This window comes from Cellulomonas gelida, assembly GCF_006538725.1.
GTDB lineage: Bacteria > Actinomycetota > Actinomycetes > Actinomycetales > Cellulomonadaceae > Cellulomonas > Cellulomonas gelida.
Genome location: NZ_BJLQ01000003.1, coordinates 258,528 through 272,044 on the forward strand (window position 1 = coordinate 258,528; position 13,517 = coordinate 272,044).

The 13,517-nt window shown below is 75.1% G+C and carries 16 protein-coding genes; 9 read left to right on the forward strand and 7 right to left on the reverse strand.

Annotation, left to right across the window (positions count from 1 at the left end; translation table 11 throughout):
- Positions 1-41: 41 nt before the first annotated feature.
- Entirely contained in the window at positions 42-545 is a 504-nt protein-coding gene (locus tag CGE01nite_RS02610) for a hypothetical protein (RefSeq protein WP_053071570.1), read from the reverse strand.
- Between the two features lie 165 nt (positions 546-710).
- Here CGE01nite_RS02610 and CGE01nite_RS02615 point away from each other — a divergent pair, with 165 nt between their 5' ends.
- Genes CGE01nite_RS02615 through CGE01nite_RS02630 form a run of 4 tightly spaced genes read left to right on the forward strand, consistent with a single transcriptional unit; the run spans position 711 to position 3,836 of the window.
- Complete coding sequence (locus CGE01nite_RS02615; protein WP_141368785.1) at positions 711-1,001, forward strand: hypothetical protein; 291 nt, start codon at positions 711-713, stop codon at positions 999-1,001.
- Positions 998-2,539: a WXG100 family type VII secretion target gene (locus tag CGE01nite_RS02620; RefSeq protein WP_141368786.1), complete on the forward strand. Its 1,542-nt coding sequence runs from the start codon at positions 998-1,000 to the stop codon at positions 2,537-2,539. Before CGE01nite_RS02615 ends, CGE01nite_RS02620 begins: the two co-directional genes overlap by 4 nt.
- Complete coding sequence (locus tag CGE01nite_RS02625) at positions 2,536-3,177, forward strand: hypothetical protein (protein WP_141368788.1); 642 nt, start codon at positions 2,536-2,538, stop codon at positions 3,175-3,177. Before CGE01nite_RS02620 ends, CGE01nite_RS02625 begins: the two co-directional genes overlap by 4 nt.
- The gene (locus CGE01nite_RS02630) at positions 3,174-3,836 is read left to right on the forward strand and encodes a hypothetical protein (RefSeq protein WP_141368790.1); all 663 of its coding nucleotides are present in this window, start codon (positions 3,174-3,176) and stop codon (positions 3,834-3,836) included. The genes CGE01nite_RS02625 and CGE01nite_RS02630 overlap by 4 nt, the downstream gene beginning before the upstream one ends.
- 47 nt (positions 3,837-3,883) lie before the next feature.
- Here CGE01nite_RS02630 and CGE01nite_RS02635 read toward each other — a convergent pair whose 3' ends face one another.
- Positions 3,884-4,432: a CGNR zinc finger domain-containing protein gene (locus tag CGE01nite_RS02635; RefSeq protein ID WP_048342257.1), complete on the reverse strand. Its 549-nt coding sequence runs from the start codon at positions 4,430-4,432 to the stop codon at positions 3,884-3,886.
- A gap of 97 nt (positions 4,433-4,529) precedes the next feature.
- On the opposite strand from CGE01nite_RS02635, the gene CGE01nite_RS02640 reads away from it, so the two are divergent.
- The 4 genes from CGE01nite_RS02640 (at position 4,530) to CGE01nite_RS02655 (ending at position 8,633) form a co-directional block, all read left to right on the forward strand.
- A complete protein-coding gene (locus CGE01nite_RS02640; RefSeq protein ID WP_141368792.1) occupies positions 4,530-5,504 on the forward strand; it encodes an EamA family transporter in 975 nt (324 codons plus the stop codon).
- 146 nt (positions 5,505-5,650) lie between these two features.
- Positions 5,651-6,622 carry a TIGR03557 family F420-dependent LLM class oxidoreductase gene (locus tag CGE01nite_RS02645; RefSeq protein WP_048342287.1) on the forward strand — a complete coding sequence of 324 codons (972 nt, stop codon included), beginning with the start codon at positions 5,651-5,653 and terminating at the stop codon, positions 6,620-6,622.
- On the forward strand, positions 6,619-7,419 hold the full coding sequence (locus CGE01nite_RS02650; protein WP_371857559.1) for a coenzyme F420-0:L-glutamate ligase: 801 nt from the start codon (positions 6,619-6,621) through the stop codon (positions 7,417-7,419). Before CGE01nite_RS02645 ends, CGE01nite_RS02650 begins: the two co-directional genes overlap by 4 nt.
- Entirely contained in the window at positions 7,416-8,633 is a 1,218-nt protein-coding gene (locus tag CGE01nite_RS02655) for a glycoside hydrolase family 3 N-terminal domain-containing protein (protein ID WP_229747446.1), read from the forward strand. Before CGE01nite_RS02650 ends, CGE01nite_RS02655 begins: the two co-directional genes overlap by 4 nt.
- Positions 8,634-8,636: 3 nt before the next feature.
- Here CGE01nite_RS02655 and CGE01nite_RS02660 read toward each other — a convergent pair whose 3' ends face one another.
- The 5 genes from CGE01nite_RS02660 to CGE01nite_RS02680 form a co-directional block, all read right to left on the reverse strand.
- Positions 8,637-9,146: a hypothetical protein gene (locus CGE01nite_RS02660; protein WP_141368794.1), complete on the reverse strand. Its 510-nt coding sequence runs from the start codon at positions 9,144-9,146 to the stop codon at positions 8,637-8,639.
- A 1-nt stretch (position 9,147) separates the two neighbouring features.
- Entirely contained in the window at positions 9,148-9,717 is a 570-nt protein-coding gene (locus CGE01nite_RS02665; RefSeq protein ID WP_141368796.1) for an HhH-GPD-type base excision DNA repair protein, read from the reverse strand.
- Between the two features lie 52 nt (positions 9,718-9,769).
- Positions 9,770-10,564 (reverse strand): putative F420-0 ABC transporter ATP-binding protein, encoded by a 795-nt coding sequence (locus CGE01nite_RS02670; RefSeq protein WP_141368798.1) that lies wholly within the window; start codon positions 10,562-10,564, stop codon positions 9,770-9,772.
- Entirely contained in the window at positions 10,555-11,568 is a 1,014-nt protein-coding gene (locus CGE01nite_RS02675) for a putative F420-0 ABC transporter permease subunit (protein ID WP_141368837.1), read from the reverse strand. Before CGE01nite_RS02675 ends, CGE01nite_RS02670 begins: the two co-directional genes overlap by 10 nt.
- Before the next feature lie 143 nt (positions 11,569-11,711).
- On the reverse strand, positions 11,712-12,854 hold the full coding sequence (locus CGE01nite_RS02680) for a putative F420-0 ABC transporter substrate-binding protein (protein WP_141368800.1): 1,143 nt from the start codon (positions 12,852-12,854) through the stop codon (positions 11,712-11,714).
- Positions 12,855-13,371: 517 nt separating this feature from the next.
- On the opposite strand from CGE01nite_RS02680, the gene CGE01nite_RS02685 reads away from it, so the two are divergent.
- The coding region (locus tag CGE01nite_RS02685) for an SDR family NAD(P)-dependent oxidoreductase (protein WP_141368802.1) at positions 13,372-13,517 on the forward strand (146 nt) is incomplete at its 3' end.

A 13,517-nucleotide genomic window follows, 5' to 3' on the forward strand; every position in this document is an offset into this window, starting at 1 on the left:
GTCGCGGGTGTTGCTGTACGGGTTTCGTGCGCCGGGACGTCTCAGCGCGGGTCCGCGGGCACGAGAGCGTCGGGCTGCGGCAGGAGCGCCTCGATCTGCGAGAGCATCCAGGAGTTGTAAACCGCGCCGATCACCGGCCCGCTCGGCCGGCTCGAGCGCACGCGCGCACCCAGGTCGACGACGACCGGCCAGGCGAACGCGGCGAAGTCCCGCACGATCGTCGTGAGCGCGTAGCGGTGCGCGTCCTCGTCCGCCGAGTCGCCGATCACGGCCGAGATGACTCCGACGCCGGACTGCAAGCCCCGCATTCCGCCGTGCGCGAGCTCCGCCTGGTCGAGCGACGAGCGTGTGAACCGGGCGAGCTCGTCCGCCGTCACGTGCGACGTCGTGGCGACGTGGACGAGCAGGTGCAGAGTCGTCGCACCCCAACGCACGCGGAAGTCCCGCCGGTACCCGACGAGCCCCCACGGGGGTGTGCTCCGCAAGCTGTACCCCGAGGTGGCGAGCCTGTCCTGGACGAGCGACTGGTATCCGAGGGTGTCCACGTCGCTCCTTCTGCGCGGGTGACTGCCGGCCGATCGTCCCACGCCGGCGCCGCCCGCGAGGGGCGTTCGGCAGACGGCCGGGCCCGGGTTCCGGGCCGGTCGCTCGTCTGTCACGATGACCCGGGCCGATGCACGACGAGGTGTGCCCGACGGAGGGTGGGGGACGTGAGCGACGAGGTCGAGCTGCAGCCCGCGGCGGTCGGCGCGATGGCGGTGCGGTTCCGCGCGTCCGGCATGGAGCTGGGACGCGTGCGGGACGCGCACGCCGCCGCGGCCGCCGAGGCCGTGGTCCCGGTCGCCCGTGCCCACGAGCGCGCCGTGCACCGGTGGACCGAGGGGCTGCGCGTCGCGGCGGCTGCGCTGGTCGAGGTCGGGACCGAGCTCGACGCATGCGTCCGCGCCACGACCGACGGCGACGAGAAGACGGCCGCGATCTTCCGGGGGGTCCAGCCGTGAGCGGCGGGATCGTGGACGTCGACTTCGACAAGGTCGTCCAGTCGCTGTGGCGTGGGCTCGACTCGCTCGACGAGGCCGGGTTCTCGCTCAACCCGCTCGACCTCGTGCAGAACGTCGCGGCCGCGGGTCGGCTCGTCGACAGGATCCGCACGATCGCGACCCAGCCTCCTCCCGGCGACCCGGCTGCGAGCGTACGGGCGGCTCACGCGTGGTCGACCCTCGCGCGCGGCCTGACGGCGACGACCGACAAGGTCGATGCCGACCGCGTGCACCGACGCAGCGTCTGGACGGGCAGCGCGGCGCGCGCGTTCGACGCCACCGCGGTCGAGCTCGACCGCCGGCTCACCGACGCGGCGACGGGTGCCCGGCGCGCCGCCGTCGCGCTCGAGGAGCACGCCGAGGCGCTCGCCCGCGCGCAGCGGCGGCACGGGGACGTCGCGGGCTCGTTGCGGCGTGCGCGCGACGACATCCCGCGCCACCCGGGGGAGCTCGACCAGCTCGACGACGTCGTGCGGCACCTGCGCGAGGCGCTGAACGCCGCCCTCGAGTCCTGGCGGGACGCGGGTGCGGCGGCGAAGGCGTGCGCGAGCGAGCTCGCCGCGGTCGAGGCCACCATGCCGTTCCCGGACGGCGCGGCCCCCGGCATGCGCGCGCTGGATGCCCTCGGGCAGCACGGCACGGGCTCGGGCCGCCTGCCGCTCGTCGACGGCGTCCTCGAGCGCGCACGAGCCGCGTACGAGGCGATGTCCGCGCAGGACCGCGCCGCGTTCGACGCGCTCATGGCCGACGCGGCGTCGCAGCGGCACCGGGCGTGGCTGCTCGCCGCGCTCGCGGCGGGGCACCCGATCGCCACGCTCCGGCGGTTCGCGCAGCGGATCAACCGCGCGCCCGACCCCGACGCCCTGCTCGACCCGCAGTCCGCGCTGCGGCACGACGGCCCGTTCACGCAGACGACCGGCACGACCTGCGGCTCGTCGTCGCTCGTCTACGCGAGCATGCTGCGCGACCCGGCTCTGGCGCTGCGCGTGCTCACCGGCTACGACGCGACCACCGGCCAGGCCGATGACCCCTCCCGCACGCCGGGCGACCGGTTCAAGGACCTCGAGACCGAGATGAAGCGCCGCACCGACGACCCGCGCGTCGACCCCGATCGCGGGTGGCGGCCCGACAACGTGTCGATGCCGTGGATCCCGGCGCTGGGGACCTCACCGTGGGCCGCGGCCGAGGAGCTGGACGCGATGGCGCCCGACGGCGTGCGGTACGAGGTCGACATGGTCGACCCGGCCTCGTCGGACGACAAGCAGGACGCGTACCGCTCGCTCGTGGAGTCCACCGACCAGGGCCACCCGGCCATCCTCTACGTCGGGGACGAGACCGCCCCGCGGCACGTCGTGCTGGTGTACGCCCACGCGGACGGGTCGATCGAGCTCTACGAGCCCGGGCACGGGCAGCGGGTCGTCGTGACGCAGGAGCAGTTCGTCGCCGGGGAGTTCTCGGTGGGCGGGTGGCCCAAGCCGTGGGCGGTCGTCACGCCGTGACCGTCCGCACCTCGCGCGGGAGGGCCGTCGGTGCGCTCGTGGTCGGCGCGCTCGCCGCGTGCACGCCGTCGGCTCCCGACGACCAGACGACGGGCGTCGACGTCCAGCGCTACCAGGACCTGGCCGCCGACCCGTGGCTCGCGGCGACCTCACTGACGGTCGGCCGGTACGCGTTCGGCACGAACCGCCAGTTCGAGCCCGGCACGGGACGGGGGACGCGCACGACGACGGGGACGCTCGCGCAGGTGCTGGCGGCCGAGACGACCTCGGCAGCACGCGAGGGCTGGGTCGTCGCCGCGGCGCGCTGCGGTGACGGCTCGGGCTCGGGGTGGCCCGTCACGATCGAGCTGGTGCGCGCGCTGTCCGACGGGGCCGTGGCGGTCGGTGAGGTGCGCGTCGAGCAGGACCAGTCCGGGGCCCAGCAGCCCGAGGGCGAGGACGCTGCCGCACGCGCGCTGCCACGCCGCGTGCTCGTGGCGGCATACGCGCCGCACCACACCAACCGTGCGAACCTCGACGTGCCCGACGAGCCGGTCGAGTTCGACGCGCTGGAGTGCCTCGGCGGTCCTGGGGGAGCGAGCGTCGGACCGAGCGACCTGCTCGCGCAGGTCCAGGGCGTCGACGAGGCCACGCGATGACGTCTCGAGACGCCGCCCGGGTGCTGGCTGGTCGCGTGCCCGGTGTCGTCGGAGCGGCCGCCGTCGTCCTCGTCGCCGGGCTCGTGCTCGGCGCCCTCGGGGGCTGTGCGCGCGACCTGAGCCGCGGCGACGTGCTCGACGCGCTGCGGGCGCAGTCGTGGCCGGTGGACGCGACCGTCGAGAGCGCGCAGGACCCCGGTGGCGGTCGCTACGAGCGGCCGCGCGCGTCGGCGCGCAGCGAGTCGCCGGATGAGCCGTGGCGCGCGGTCGGCGCCGAGGTCGAGCGGGCCGTCGTGGCGGGATGGGTGCCGGTGTTCGCGCAGTGCGCCGGACCGCAGGACTCGGTGCGCGTCGACCTCGTGCGCGAGGTGCTGCCGGGCGTGCCGGCCACGGCGACGGTCACGGGGGAGGTCGTCGACGAGCTCGGGCTGCCCGTGCCGCTGTCAGGCGGCTCGACCGTGGTGTCGGTCGCGGTCGTCGCGGCCGCTCCGCAGGACGTGTCCGACCCCGCGCTGCTGCCGACGTCGGTGCGCGGCGGCGTGGCCGGGGAGGCGGTGGATCTCGCGACGTGCCTGGCCGACCCGGCCGCGAGCGGCGACCTGCGCTGGGTGGGCACGCCGGCTGCGTTGCCGACGCTCGGCGGCCCGCTGCCACGCTGACGATGCTCACGCCCGCCCCGGCCGAGGTCGTGGGCACGTGTGTGGCGTCAGTCCGTGCTGTGCCGCGCACGGTAGGCCGCGACGTGCGCGCGGTTGCCGCAGTTGTTGACGTCGCAGAACCGGCGTGAGCGGTTGCGCGACAGGTCGACGAGCACTGCGGTGCAGTCCTCGCCCGCGCACCGCCGCAGCCGGTCGTACTCGTCGGAGCGCACGACGTCGGCCACGCTCATGGCGGTCTCGACGAGCATGACGGTCGCGAGCGGCGCATCCGGGACGGTCGCGTGCAGGTGCCAGTCGAGCGCGTCGTGGCGCGTGAGGAACGGCACCGCCGCGGCGTCGCGCAGGATCGTGTTGACGAGCTCCGCCGCCTCGTCGCGGTCGACCTCCCAGAGCCGGCTCAGGTGGGCGCGCGCGTCGTGCACCTGCGCGAGCTCGGCGAGGTCGCCGTCGTGGCGCACCGAGTAGCCCCAGCGTCGGTAGAAAGCGTCGAGCTGCTCGACGCTCGCGAGCGTGTCCTCGCCGTCGCGTCGGCGGTCGCTGTTCACCAGCTCGACGGCGGCCTGGAGGTTCGCCTCGGTGTCACGAGCAAAGACCACATTGACTCCTGACCATGTCGGGTCCTAGTGTCACGAGCATAGGAGCCTGTGACCCCTGACATGGAGCGCAGGTCGGCGTCACGTCAGGGAGAGCGTCATGCAGGGCACGCGCGCGCGCAGCGTGGGGATCGTCGCCGGGCTCGTCGCGGCGCTCGCGTTCGCCACGAGCGGGCCGGTGGTCAAGCCGCTGCTCGCCGCGGGCTGGACGCCCGGCGCGGCGATCCTCGTCCGGCTGTGGCTCGGCACGCTCCTGCTCGCCGGGCCCGCCGCCTGGGCGCTGCGGGGGCGCTGGCCCGCGCTGCGCGCCGAGTGGCGCACCGTCGTCGGCCTCGGCCTGCTCGGCGTCGCGGGCGCGTCCACGTTCTACTTCCTCGCGGTCGATCGGCTGCCCGTCGCGGTCGCGCTGCTCGTCGAGTACACCGGGCCGCTGCTCCTGCTCGGCTGGTCGTGGTTCCGCACGCGCCGCACCCCGTCGCGCGCGACCCTCGCCGGGGCCGCGCTCGCGATGGCCGGGCTCGTGCTCGTGCTCGACGTGACCGGGTCGCTCGAGCTCGACGCGCTCGGGCTCGTCTTCGCGTTCGTCGCGGCGATCGGCAACGCCGCCTACTTCGCGCTCACCGCACGGCCCATCGCGCTCCCGCCGGTGAGCCTCGCCGGTTCGGCGATGCTCGTCGGGGCGCTCACCGTGACGCTCGTCGCGCTCGCCGGGATCCTGCCCGTGGCCGCGCCGCGCGTGCAGGTCACGATGCTCGGGGCGCAGGTCGAGTGGTTCGTCCCGCTGCTCGTCGTCGGCGCCGTGCCCACGGCGTTCGCGTACGGCGTCAGCGCGGTCTCCGTGCGGCTGCTCGGGGAGCGGCTCGCGTCGTTCCTCGCCCTCATGGAGGTGCTGTTCGCCGTCCTCCTGGCCTGGCTGCTCCTCGGAGAGGCGCCGCTGGCGATCCAGGTCCTGGGCGCCGCGCTCGTCGTCGTCGGGGTCGCGCTGGTCCGCTCCGGTGCCGCGTCCGACGGCGAGCTGCGCGACGGGATGCCGGAGCCGGTGGTGCCAGCGGTGCGCGAACCCGCGCGCACCTGACCGCCGCGCTCAGTCGCACACCGGGGCGCACGGCATAAGGTCGATCGGGTACGGCCGCGCTGCGCGCGCGCCACGGCGAGCGAGACGAGAACGAGGACCACGTGACTGGTGTGACGGCGTCCGGCCTGACGGTCGGCTACGCGGCGATGCTCGAGCAGTTCCACCCCACCGAGGCGGTCGCGCTGTCGGCGTACGCCGAGCAGCACGGCTTCTCGGGCGTCATGGCGGCGGACCACTTCCAGCCGTGGGTCCCGGCACAGGGCCAGGCCGCGTTCGTGTGGAACGTGCTCACGGCGATCGGCGAACGGACCAGCGGCGACATGGGGCCCGGCGTGACCGCACCGACGTTCCGCTGGCACCCCGCGATGGTCGCGCAGGCGAGCGCGACGCTCGCCGCGATGTACCCGGGGCGGCACTGGCTGGGCCTGGGCTCCGGCGAGGCGCTCAACGAGCACATCACCGCGCAGTACTGGCCCGAGGCGCCCGAGCGGATCAACCGCATGTTCGAGGCCATCGACATCATCAAGAAGCTGTTCAACGCGTCCCTCGCGGGCAAGGACGTCAAGCACTCCGGCGAGTTCTACAAGATGGAGTCCACGCGCCTGTGGACGATGCCGGAGGTGGCCCCGCCGATCCTCGTCGCCACCGCGGGCCCGATCACCGCCAAGCGTGCGGGTCGGCACGCGGACGGCCTCATCACGGTCGGCGCGCCGCTCGAGAAGATCGAGGGCCTGTTCTCGCGCTTCCACGACGGCGTGCGGGAGTCCGGCCGCAACCCCGAGGACCTGCCCAAGGTCCTGCAGGTGCACCTGTCGTGGGCGCCGACCGACGAGGAGGCGCTCGCCAACGCGATGCACGAGTGGCCCAACGGCGGCATGAAGTTCCCCAAGGCGGACATCCGCTCGCCGTTCGAGCTCGAGCAGATGGCGCGGCTCGTGCGTCCCGAGGACTTCGAGGGCCGCATGGTGATCTCCGCCGACCCCGACGTGCACCGCGCCGCGATCCAGAAGTACGTGGACCTCGGCTTCGACCGGATCTACCTGCACAACGTGGGGCGCAACCAGCGCGAGTGGATCGAGACCTTCGGCGAGCAGGTGCTGCCGAAGCTCGTGCGGTGAGCGTGGACGAGCTGCGGGTGTGGGCCCCCGAGGGCCTGCGTGAGATCACCCCGGGCGACGACCTGGTCGCCCTGCTCGTCGACCTGCTCGTCGACGACGCCCGTGCGCACCCCGACCGCGCGCTCGCGGACGGGGACCTGCTGGTGCTGACCTCGAAGGTCGTCTCCAAGGCCGAGGGCCGCGTGGTCGCGGCCGACGACCGCGAGCAGGCGATCACCGCGGAGACCGTGCGCGTGGTCGCGACGCGCGAGCACGCCACGGGGGTCACGCGGATCGTCGAGAACCGGCTCGGGCTCGTCATGGCTGCGGCCGGGGTGGATGCGAGCAACACCCCCGAGGGCACCGTGCTGCTGCTGCCCCTCGACCCCGACGCGAGCGCCCGCGCGCTGCGTGCCGGGATCGCGGCGGCGTTCGGCGTGCGCGTGGGGGTGCTCATGACGGACACCGCCGGGCGGCCGTGGCGCGATGGCGTCACCGACATCGCGATCGGCGCCGCGGGCGTGCGCGTCCTGGACGACCTGCGGGGCGAGTCCGACTCGTTCGGCCGTCCGCTGACCATGACCGTGACGGCGGTGGCCGACGAGGTCGCGGCCGCCGCGGAGCTCGTCAAGGGCAAGGCCGCGGGCCGGCCGCTCGCCGTGGTCCGCGGGCTCGCGCAGCACGTGACCGACGAGGACGGGCCGGGCGCGCGCGTCCTGGTGCGCGTCGGCGAGCAGGACATGTTCCGTCAGGGCAGCGCGGAGGCGTACGCCCAGGGCTGGAAGGACGCCCTGGGCGAGCGGCCGTCCTCGTCGTGAGCCGCGCGGAGCGCGTGGCCCTGGTCGTCGCGGTCGTGCTGGTCGCGGTGGCCGTCGGCGTGGGTGCGGTCGTGCTGGGCCAGGGGCGCGCGTCGTCGGCCGGGCCTTCGTCGGGCCTGCCCTCGTCGTCGCCCACCTCGACGCCGACGCCCGCTGCGAGCGCACCCGCGGCGAGCCCCACGCCCACGCCCGACGACGGCTGGACGCTCGAGCAGAAGGTCGGCCAGCTCTTCGTGGTCGGCGTCGACGTCAGCGGGCCCGCCGACGTCAGCCGCGAGGCGATCGAGCAGTACCACGTGGGGAACCTGTTCCTGCACGGCCGCAGCGCGGCCGGCATCGACGAGGTCCGCGCGCTCGTCGAGCGGTACACGGGTCTCGTCGGGCCGACCACGACGCACGGCACGCCGATGCTGGTCTCGACCGACCAGGAGGGCGGCACGGTCCAGGTGCTGCGGGGCGACGGGTTCGACGACATCCCCGCCGCGACCGAGCAGGCGACGTGGGACGTGGCCGAGCTGCGCGAGCGTGCCGCGGGGTGGGGCGCCCAGCTCGCCGCGGCCGGCGTCAACCTGGACCTCGCACCCGTGATGGACCTCGTGCCGCCCGGGACACAGGCCGACAACCCGCCCGTCGGCGCGCTGCAGCGCAACAACGGCACCACCGTCGACTCCGTCAGCACGCACGCGAACGCGTTCTCCGCGGGCCTGCGCGACTCCGGCGTCGCGGTCGCGATCAAGCACTTCCCGGGCCTCGGGCGGGTCACCGCGGACACCGACTCGTCCGCGGACGTGGTCGACGACGTGACGACGCGAGACGACGAGCAGCTCGACGTGTTCCGCGCCGGGATCGACGCGGGCGCGCAGCTCGTCATGGTCTCGACCGCGGTCTACACGAAGCTCGACCCGGACCACCCGGCCGCCTTCTCGTCCACGGTCGTCACGGACCTGCTGCGCGGCGAGCTGGGTTTCGACGGGCTGGTCGTGACCGACGACCTGTCCGGCGCCGAGCAGGTGCACGCGTGGTCACCGGCCGACCGGGCGATCTCCGCGATCGATGCGGGGGTCGACCTCGTGCTCGTGTCCAAGGTGCCGGACGTCGCGCCGGAGATGGTGCAGGCGGTCGTCCACCAGGCACAGGTCGACGACGAGTTCCGCGCCGAGGTCGAGGCGGCGTGGCAGCGCGTGCTCTCCGCCAAGTCGTCGATGCTGGGCTGAGCCTCAGCCCTCGACGCGGGCGATCGTCGTGGCGTCGGCGAAGGCCACCGGCTCGCCCGGCGCCTCGCAGTACACGATCAACGAGCCGACCTTGCCCTGCGCGTCGGACTGCGCCAGCGGGACTGCGGCGTCGTCGACGACTCCCTGCGCGGTGAACGAGTCGCCGGCCGCGGGGTCGGCGTGGAGCGTGACGCCCGTCGACAAGGTCACGACGTACCGGCCGTTGCCGGTGCCGCCCTCGCCCTCGTCGACCACGGTCGTGCCGTCCGGCCACAGCGGGTGCCGTTCGACGCCGTCGACCAGGACGTTGACGCAGCCGTTCTCGTGCAGCACGAGCCGGCCGGTGATCGGGGCGGGCTCCGCCGTGAAGTGCCCCGCGCCGTCGTCGGGCAGGTCGCTCACCTCGACGTGCCCGTAGCCCGCGGTGTCGTCCTCGTCGGCGCCGCACGCGCCCAGGGCGGCCGTGGCAGCGAGGACGCCGACGACGGTGAGGGCGGCGAGTCGCGGCGCCATCTCAGCGCGCCTTCGCGGCGGCCTTGGCGGCCTTCTTCGTCTCGCGCACCAGCTGCAGCGAGGTCGCGTCGGTCACATCCGCGATCGAGCGACGCGAACCGTCCTCGCCGTAGGAGCCCGCCGCCTCGCGCCAGCCCGCGGGCTGGACGCCGCGCTGCTTGCCGAGCAGCGCGAGGAAGATCCGCGCCTTCTGCTCGCCGAACCCGGGCAGGGCCTTGAGCCGCTTGAGCACCGTCGCGCCGTCCGGGTCGTCCTGCGTCCAGATCCGGGTGACGTCGCCGTCGTAGTCCTCCACCACCGCGCGCGCGACGGCCTGGATGCGTCCCGCCATCGAGCCGGGATAGCGGTGCACCGCCGGGGGCGTGGCGCACAGCGCCGAGAACTCGTCGGGGTCGGCGTGCGCAATCGCCTCGGGCGAGAGCGTGCCGAGCCGGTCGAGGATCTTCGCCGGCCCCGCGAACGCGGCCTCCATCGGGTACTGCTGATCCAGCAGCATCCCGAGCAGGAGGGCGAACGGGTCGTCGTCGAGCAGCTGGTCCGCGGCGGCGTCGCCGGTCATCCAGAGCGTCATGCGGCCCATTGTCGCCCGGCGGTCGTCGCGGTGTCCCGGATATGCGAGCCCGTCACGCGGGCGGGTCGCCGGTGCCGCCGGTCAGGGCGATCACCGGGCGGCCCGTGCGGGGGTGCGTCAGGACCACGGCGTCGACGTCGTAGACCTCGCGCAGCAGCGCCGGGGTCAGGACGTCGCGCGGGGGCCCCGCCGCGACGAGGCGACCCTCGGACAGTACGAGGACGTGGCTGCAGAAGGCTGCGGCGAGGTTGAGGTCGTGCAGCGCCGCGACGGTCGTGATGCCCAGGTCGCGGACGAACGCGAGCAGCGAGAGCTGGGCGGACACGTCGAGATGGTTCGTCGGCTCGTCGAGCAGCAGGAGCTCGGGCTGCTGGGCGAGAGCGCGCGCGATGTGCACGCGCTGGCGCTCGCCGCCGGACAAGGTCGACCACGCGCGCTCGGCGAGGTGCTCGGCGGTCGCGGCCGCCAGGGCCCGGTCGACCGCGGCGTCGTCGGGGTCGGAGCCCCACAGGGTGCGGAACGGGATCCGGCCGAGTGCGACGACCTCGCGCACCGTCAGCGGGACGGTCGCGCTGGACTCCTGCTCGAGCAGGGCCACGCGGCGCGCGCGGTGCCGACGGTCGAGCGCGTGCACGGGGACCTGCGCGCCCGCCTCGTCGTCCGCGACCAGCACCGCGCCCGCATCGGGCGGCAGGATCCCCGCGACGAGCCGCAGCAGCGTCGTCTTGCCCGCGCCGTTGGGCCCGAGGAGCCCGGTCAGCGCGCCGGCCGGGGGAGTCGCGTCGACCCCGTCGACCACCCACCGCCCGCCCAGGCGCGCGCCGACCCCGGCGATCGTCAGCTCCACGCCGCACCCCTGCCGCGCCGCAGGATCAGGGCGAACACCGGCACGCCGACGAGCGCGGTGACGATGCCCACGGGGATCTCGCGTGGCGCGAAGACCGTGCGCGCGAGCGTGTCGGCCCAGATGAGGAACACACCGCCCGTGACGGCCGCCACCGGGAGCAGGCGACGGTGGGCCGGCCCGGTCAGCACCGAGACCGCGTGCGGCAGCACGAGTCCGACGAACCCGATGGCCCCGCTCACGGCGACGAGCGCGCCCGTGAGCAGCGCGACGAGGGTCATGAGCGTCCACCGGGTGCGGTCGACGTCGATCCCGAGCGCGGCGGCCGCGGTGTCGCCGAACGTGAACGCGTCGAGCCGCGTCGCCGTCGCCACGAGCACGCTCCCGACGACGAGCAGCGCGCCGCCCGCGATGGCGACCGACGACCAGGTGGTCCCCGCGAGCGAGCCCATGAGCCACGAGAGGATCTCGCGGTAGGAGTCACCGGTCGCGGTCCAGAAGATGACGAACGACGTCGCGGCCGCCGCGAGCTGGGAGACCGCGAGCCCCGCGAGCACCGCGCGCGTGGGCGTCACGGCCCCTCCGGTGCGGGCGAGCGCGAGCGTCGCGACGAGCGCGGAGATCGCGCCGACGAACGCCGCGACCGGCAGGAGCACGGCCACGCCCAGCACGAGCACCGCGACCGCGCCGAGCGACGCGCCCGACGACAGCCCCAGCAGGTACGGGTCGGCGAGCGGGTTGCGCGTGAGGGACTGCATGACCGCTCCGGCCGCCGCGAGCCCGGCGCCCACAGCCGCCGCGGTGAGGACGCGCGGCAGCCGCAGGTCCCACACGATCGCGTCGTGCAGCGGCGGCACGTCGCCGACGAGGCCGAGGTGGTGGCCCACGACGCGCGCGACCTCGCGCACGCCGAGGTCCGCGGGGCCGATCGTGACGGCGACGAGCAGGCTCACGACCAGCGCGGCCCCACCCAGGCCCAGCAGCAGCGCGAGCGACGGTCGGCGCACGGGCGCCGCGCGGTCGTCGTCCCGCGCGGGACGGCTCGACCCGGCGGGGCGACCGGTGAGCGGCGCCGTGGCGTCGGCGGCGCGGCGGTCCGTCGGCTCCTCGGCGGCACGGCCGCCCGGGTGGTTCGAGGGCACGCGGCGGCTCAGCCTCCCAGCGCCGTGACCTGGGCGACCAGGTCCGCCACGGTGTCCGCGTTGCGCACGCCCGCCTCGGTGGCGGCGAACGGGACGACGACGTAGCGCTCGTTCTTCACCGCATCGAGGGCGGCCGTCGCGGGGTTGGCCGCGAGCGCCGCCTTCTTGTTCTCGGCCGTGTTCCACACCGAGTCGACGAGGACCAGCAGGTCGGGGTTCGCCGCGACGACCTCCTCCCAGCCGACCGACGTCCAGGTGTCCTGCACGCCCGCGAACACGTTCGTCAGGCCCGCGGCGCTGAGCAGCATCTGCGGGGCACCGATGCCCGCGCCGACGAACGGCGTGTCCGTGCCCGACGACCACCACACGACGCTCTGCCCCGCGAGCGGCTCGACGCCGTCGAGCGTCTTCTGCTGCTGCGCGACGACCTGCTCGGCCGCGGCCGGCTCGCCCAGCACGGCCCCGGCCTCCCGGATCTCGGAGAACACGTCGTCGAACGTCAGCGGGTCGGGCTGGTACCCCGGCTCCTTGCACGCCGACGGCGAGACATACGTCGCGATGCCGTAGCCCGCGAGCGCGTCACGCTCGCCGACGCCGTCCGCCGAGAAGTTCGACTCCCACCCGCCGTAGACGAAGTCCGGCTCGACGGCGAGCAGCGCCTCCTGGCCGGGCACCTTCTCGGAGATCACGGGCACGTCGGCGAGGGCGGCGGCGAGCTCCTGCGGGGGCGGGCCGTCGCTGAAGGCGGTCCCGACGAGGCGGTCGGCCGCGCCGAGCGCCGCGACCATCTCGGCGGTCGAGGACTTGATCGTGACGATCCGCTCGGGCGGTGCGTCCAGCGTCACGAGGGTCCCGCAGTTGTCCACGGTGAGGGGGAAGGCCGCCGCCGGAGGGTTCGTGCTCGCGGTCGCGGCGGGTGTGCTGGCGGCCGGGGTCCCGGGCGACGCGGGCGCGTCGCCGGCGCAGGCCGCGAGCGCGAGCACCGGGACGACGACGAGCGGGACGAGGGCGGCCCGCAGCGCGCGGGCGCGGCCCGACGCACGCCGGTCGGCGCGCTCGAACGCGGGCCGGCCGTGCTCGGGCTGGCGGTGCTCGGCCAGGCGGTGTGCGGGGTGCCGGTGTGCGGGGTGCCGGTCGGCGGGCGTGGGCATCGGTCCTCCGGGTGTGCTCGACGCACCGCGCACGCCGTCGGGCGCGGAGAGGGGCGGGGTGTCGGCGCACGTCGCGTCGTGGAGGACCGTCCCAGTCCGGGGCGGCGCGACCTGGTCGAACGTCCGACCAGGTTCCGCCGGTCACCCTAAGGACGCGCCCCCACCCCACGCAAACCCCCCGAGACCCCCGCGCTCGTGCGCCAGCCCCGCGCACGCCCCGCCACGCGCCGCCTCTCGTCCAGCCCGCGCCTGCTCCGGCTTCGAGTGTCCGCGGCGCGATCATCCGCTGGGTCGTGGCTGGGGGTGGGGTTGAGGTTGTGGTTGCTCCGGCTTCGAGTGTCCGCGGCCTGAGTGGGTGCTGGGTCGTGGCTGGGGGGTGGGACGGGAGGGGTGGGACGGGGAGGGGTCGGAGGAGTGCTCGGTGGGGGTGCTGGGGTCGTAGCGTGGCCCCCGGGCGGGCGCGAGCCGTGGGTCGCGCGCCGCCTCGCATCCGCGTCGAGACCTCAGGAGCCACGTCATGACCAGCACTCGCCGCCGCGCCGTCGTCACGGGCGCGTCGTCCGGCATCGGCGCAGCGACCGTCCGGCGGTTGCGTGCCGACGGGTGGGACGTCGTCGCGGCGGCCCGGCGCGGCGACCGGCTCGAGGAGCTCGCTGCCGAGAC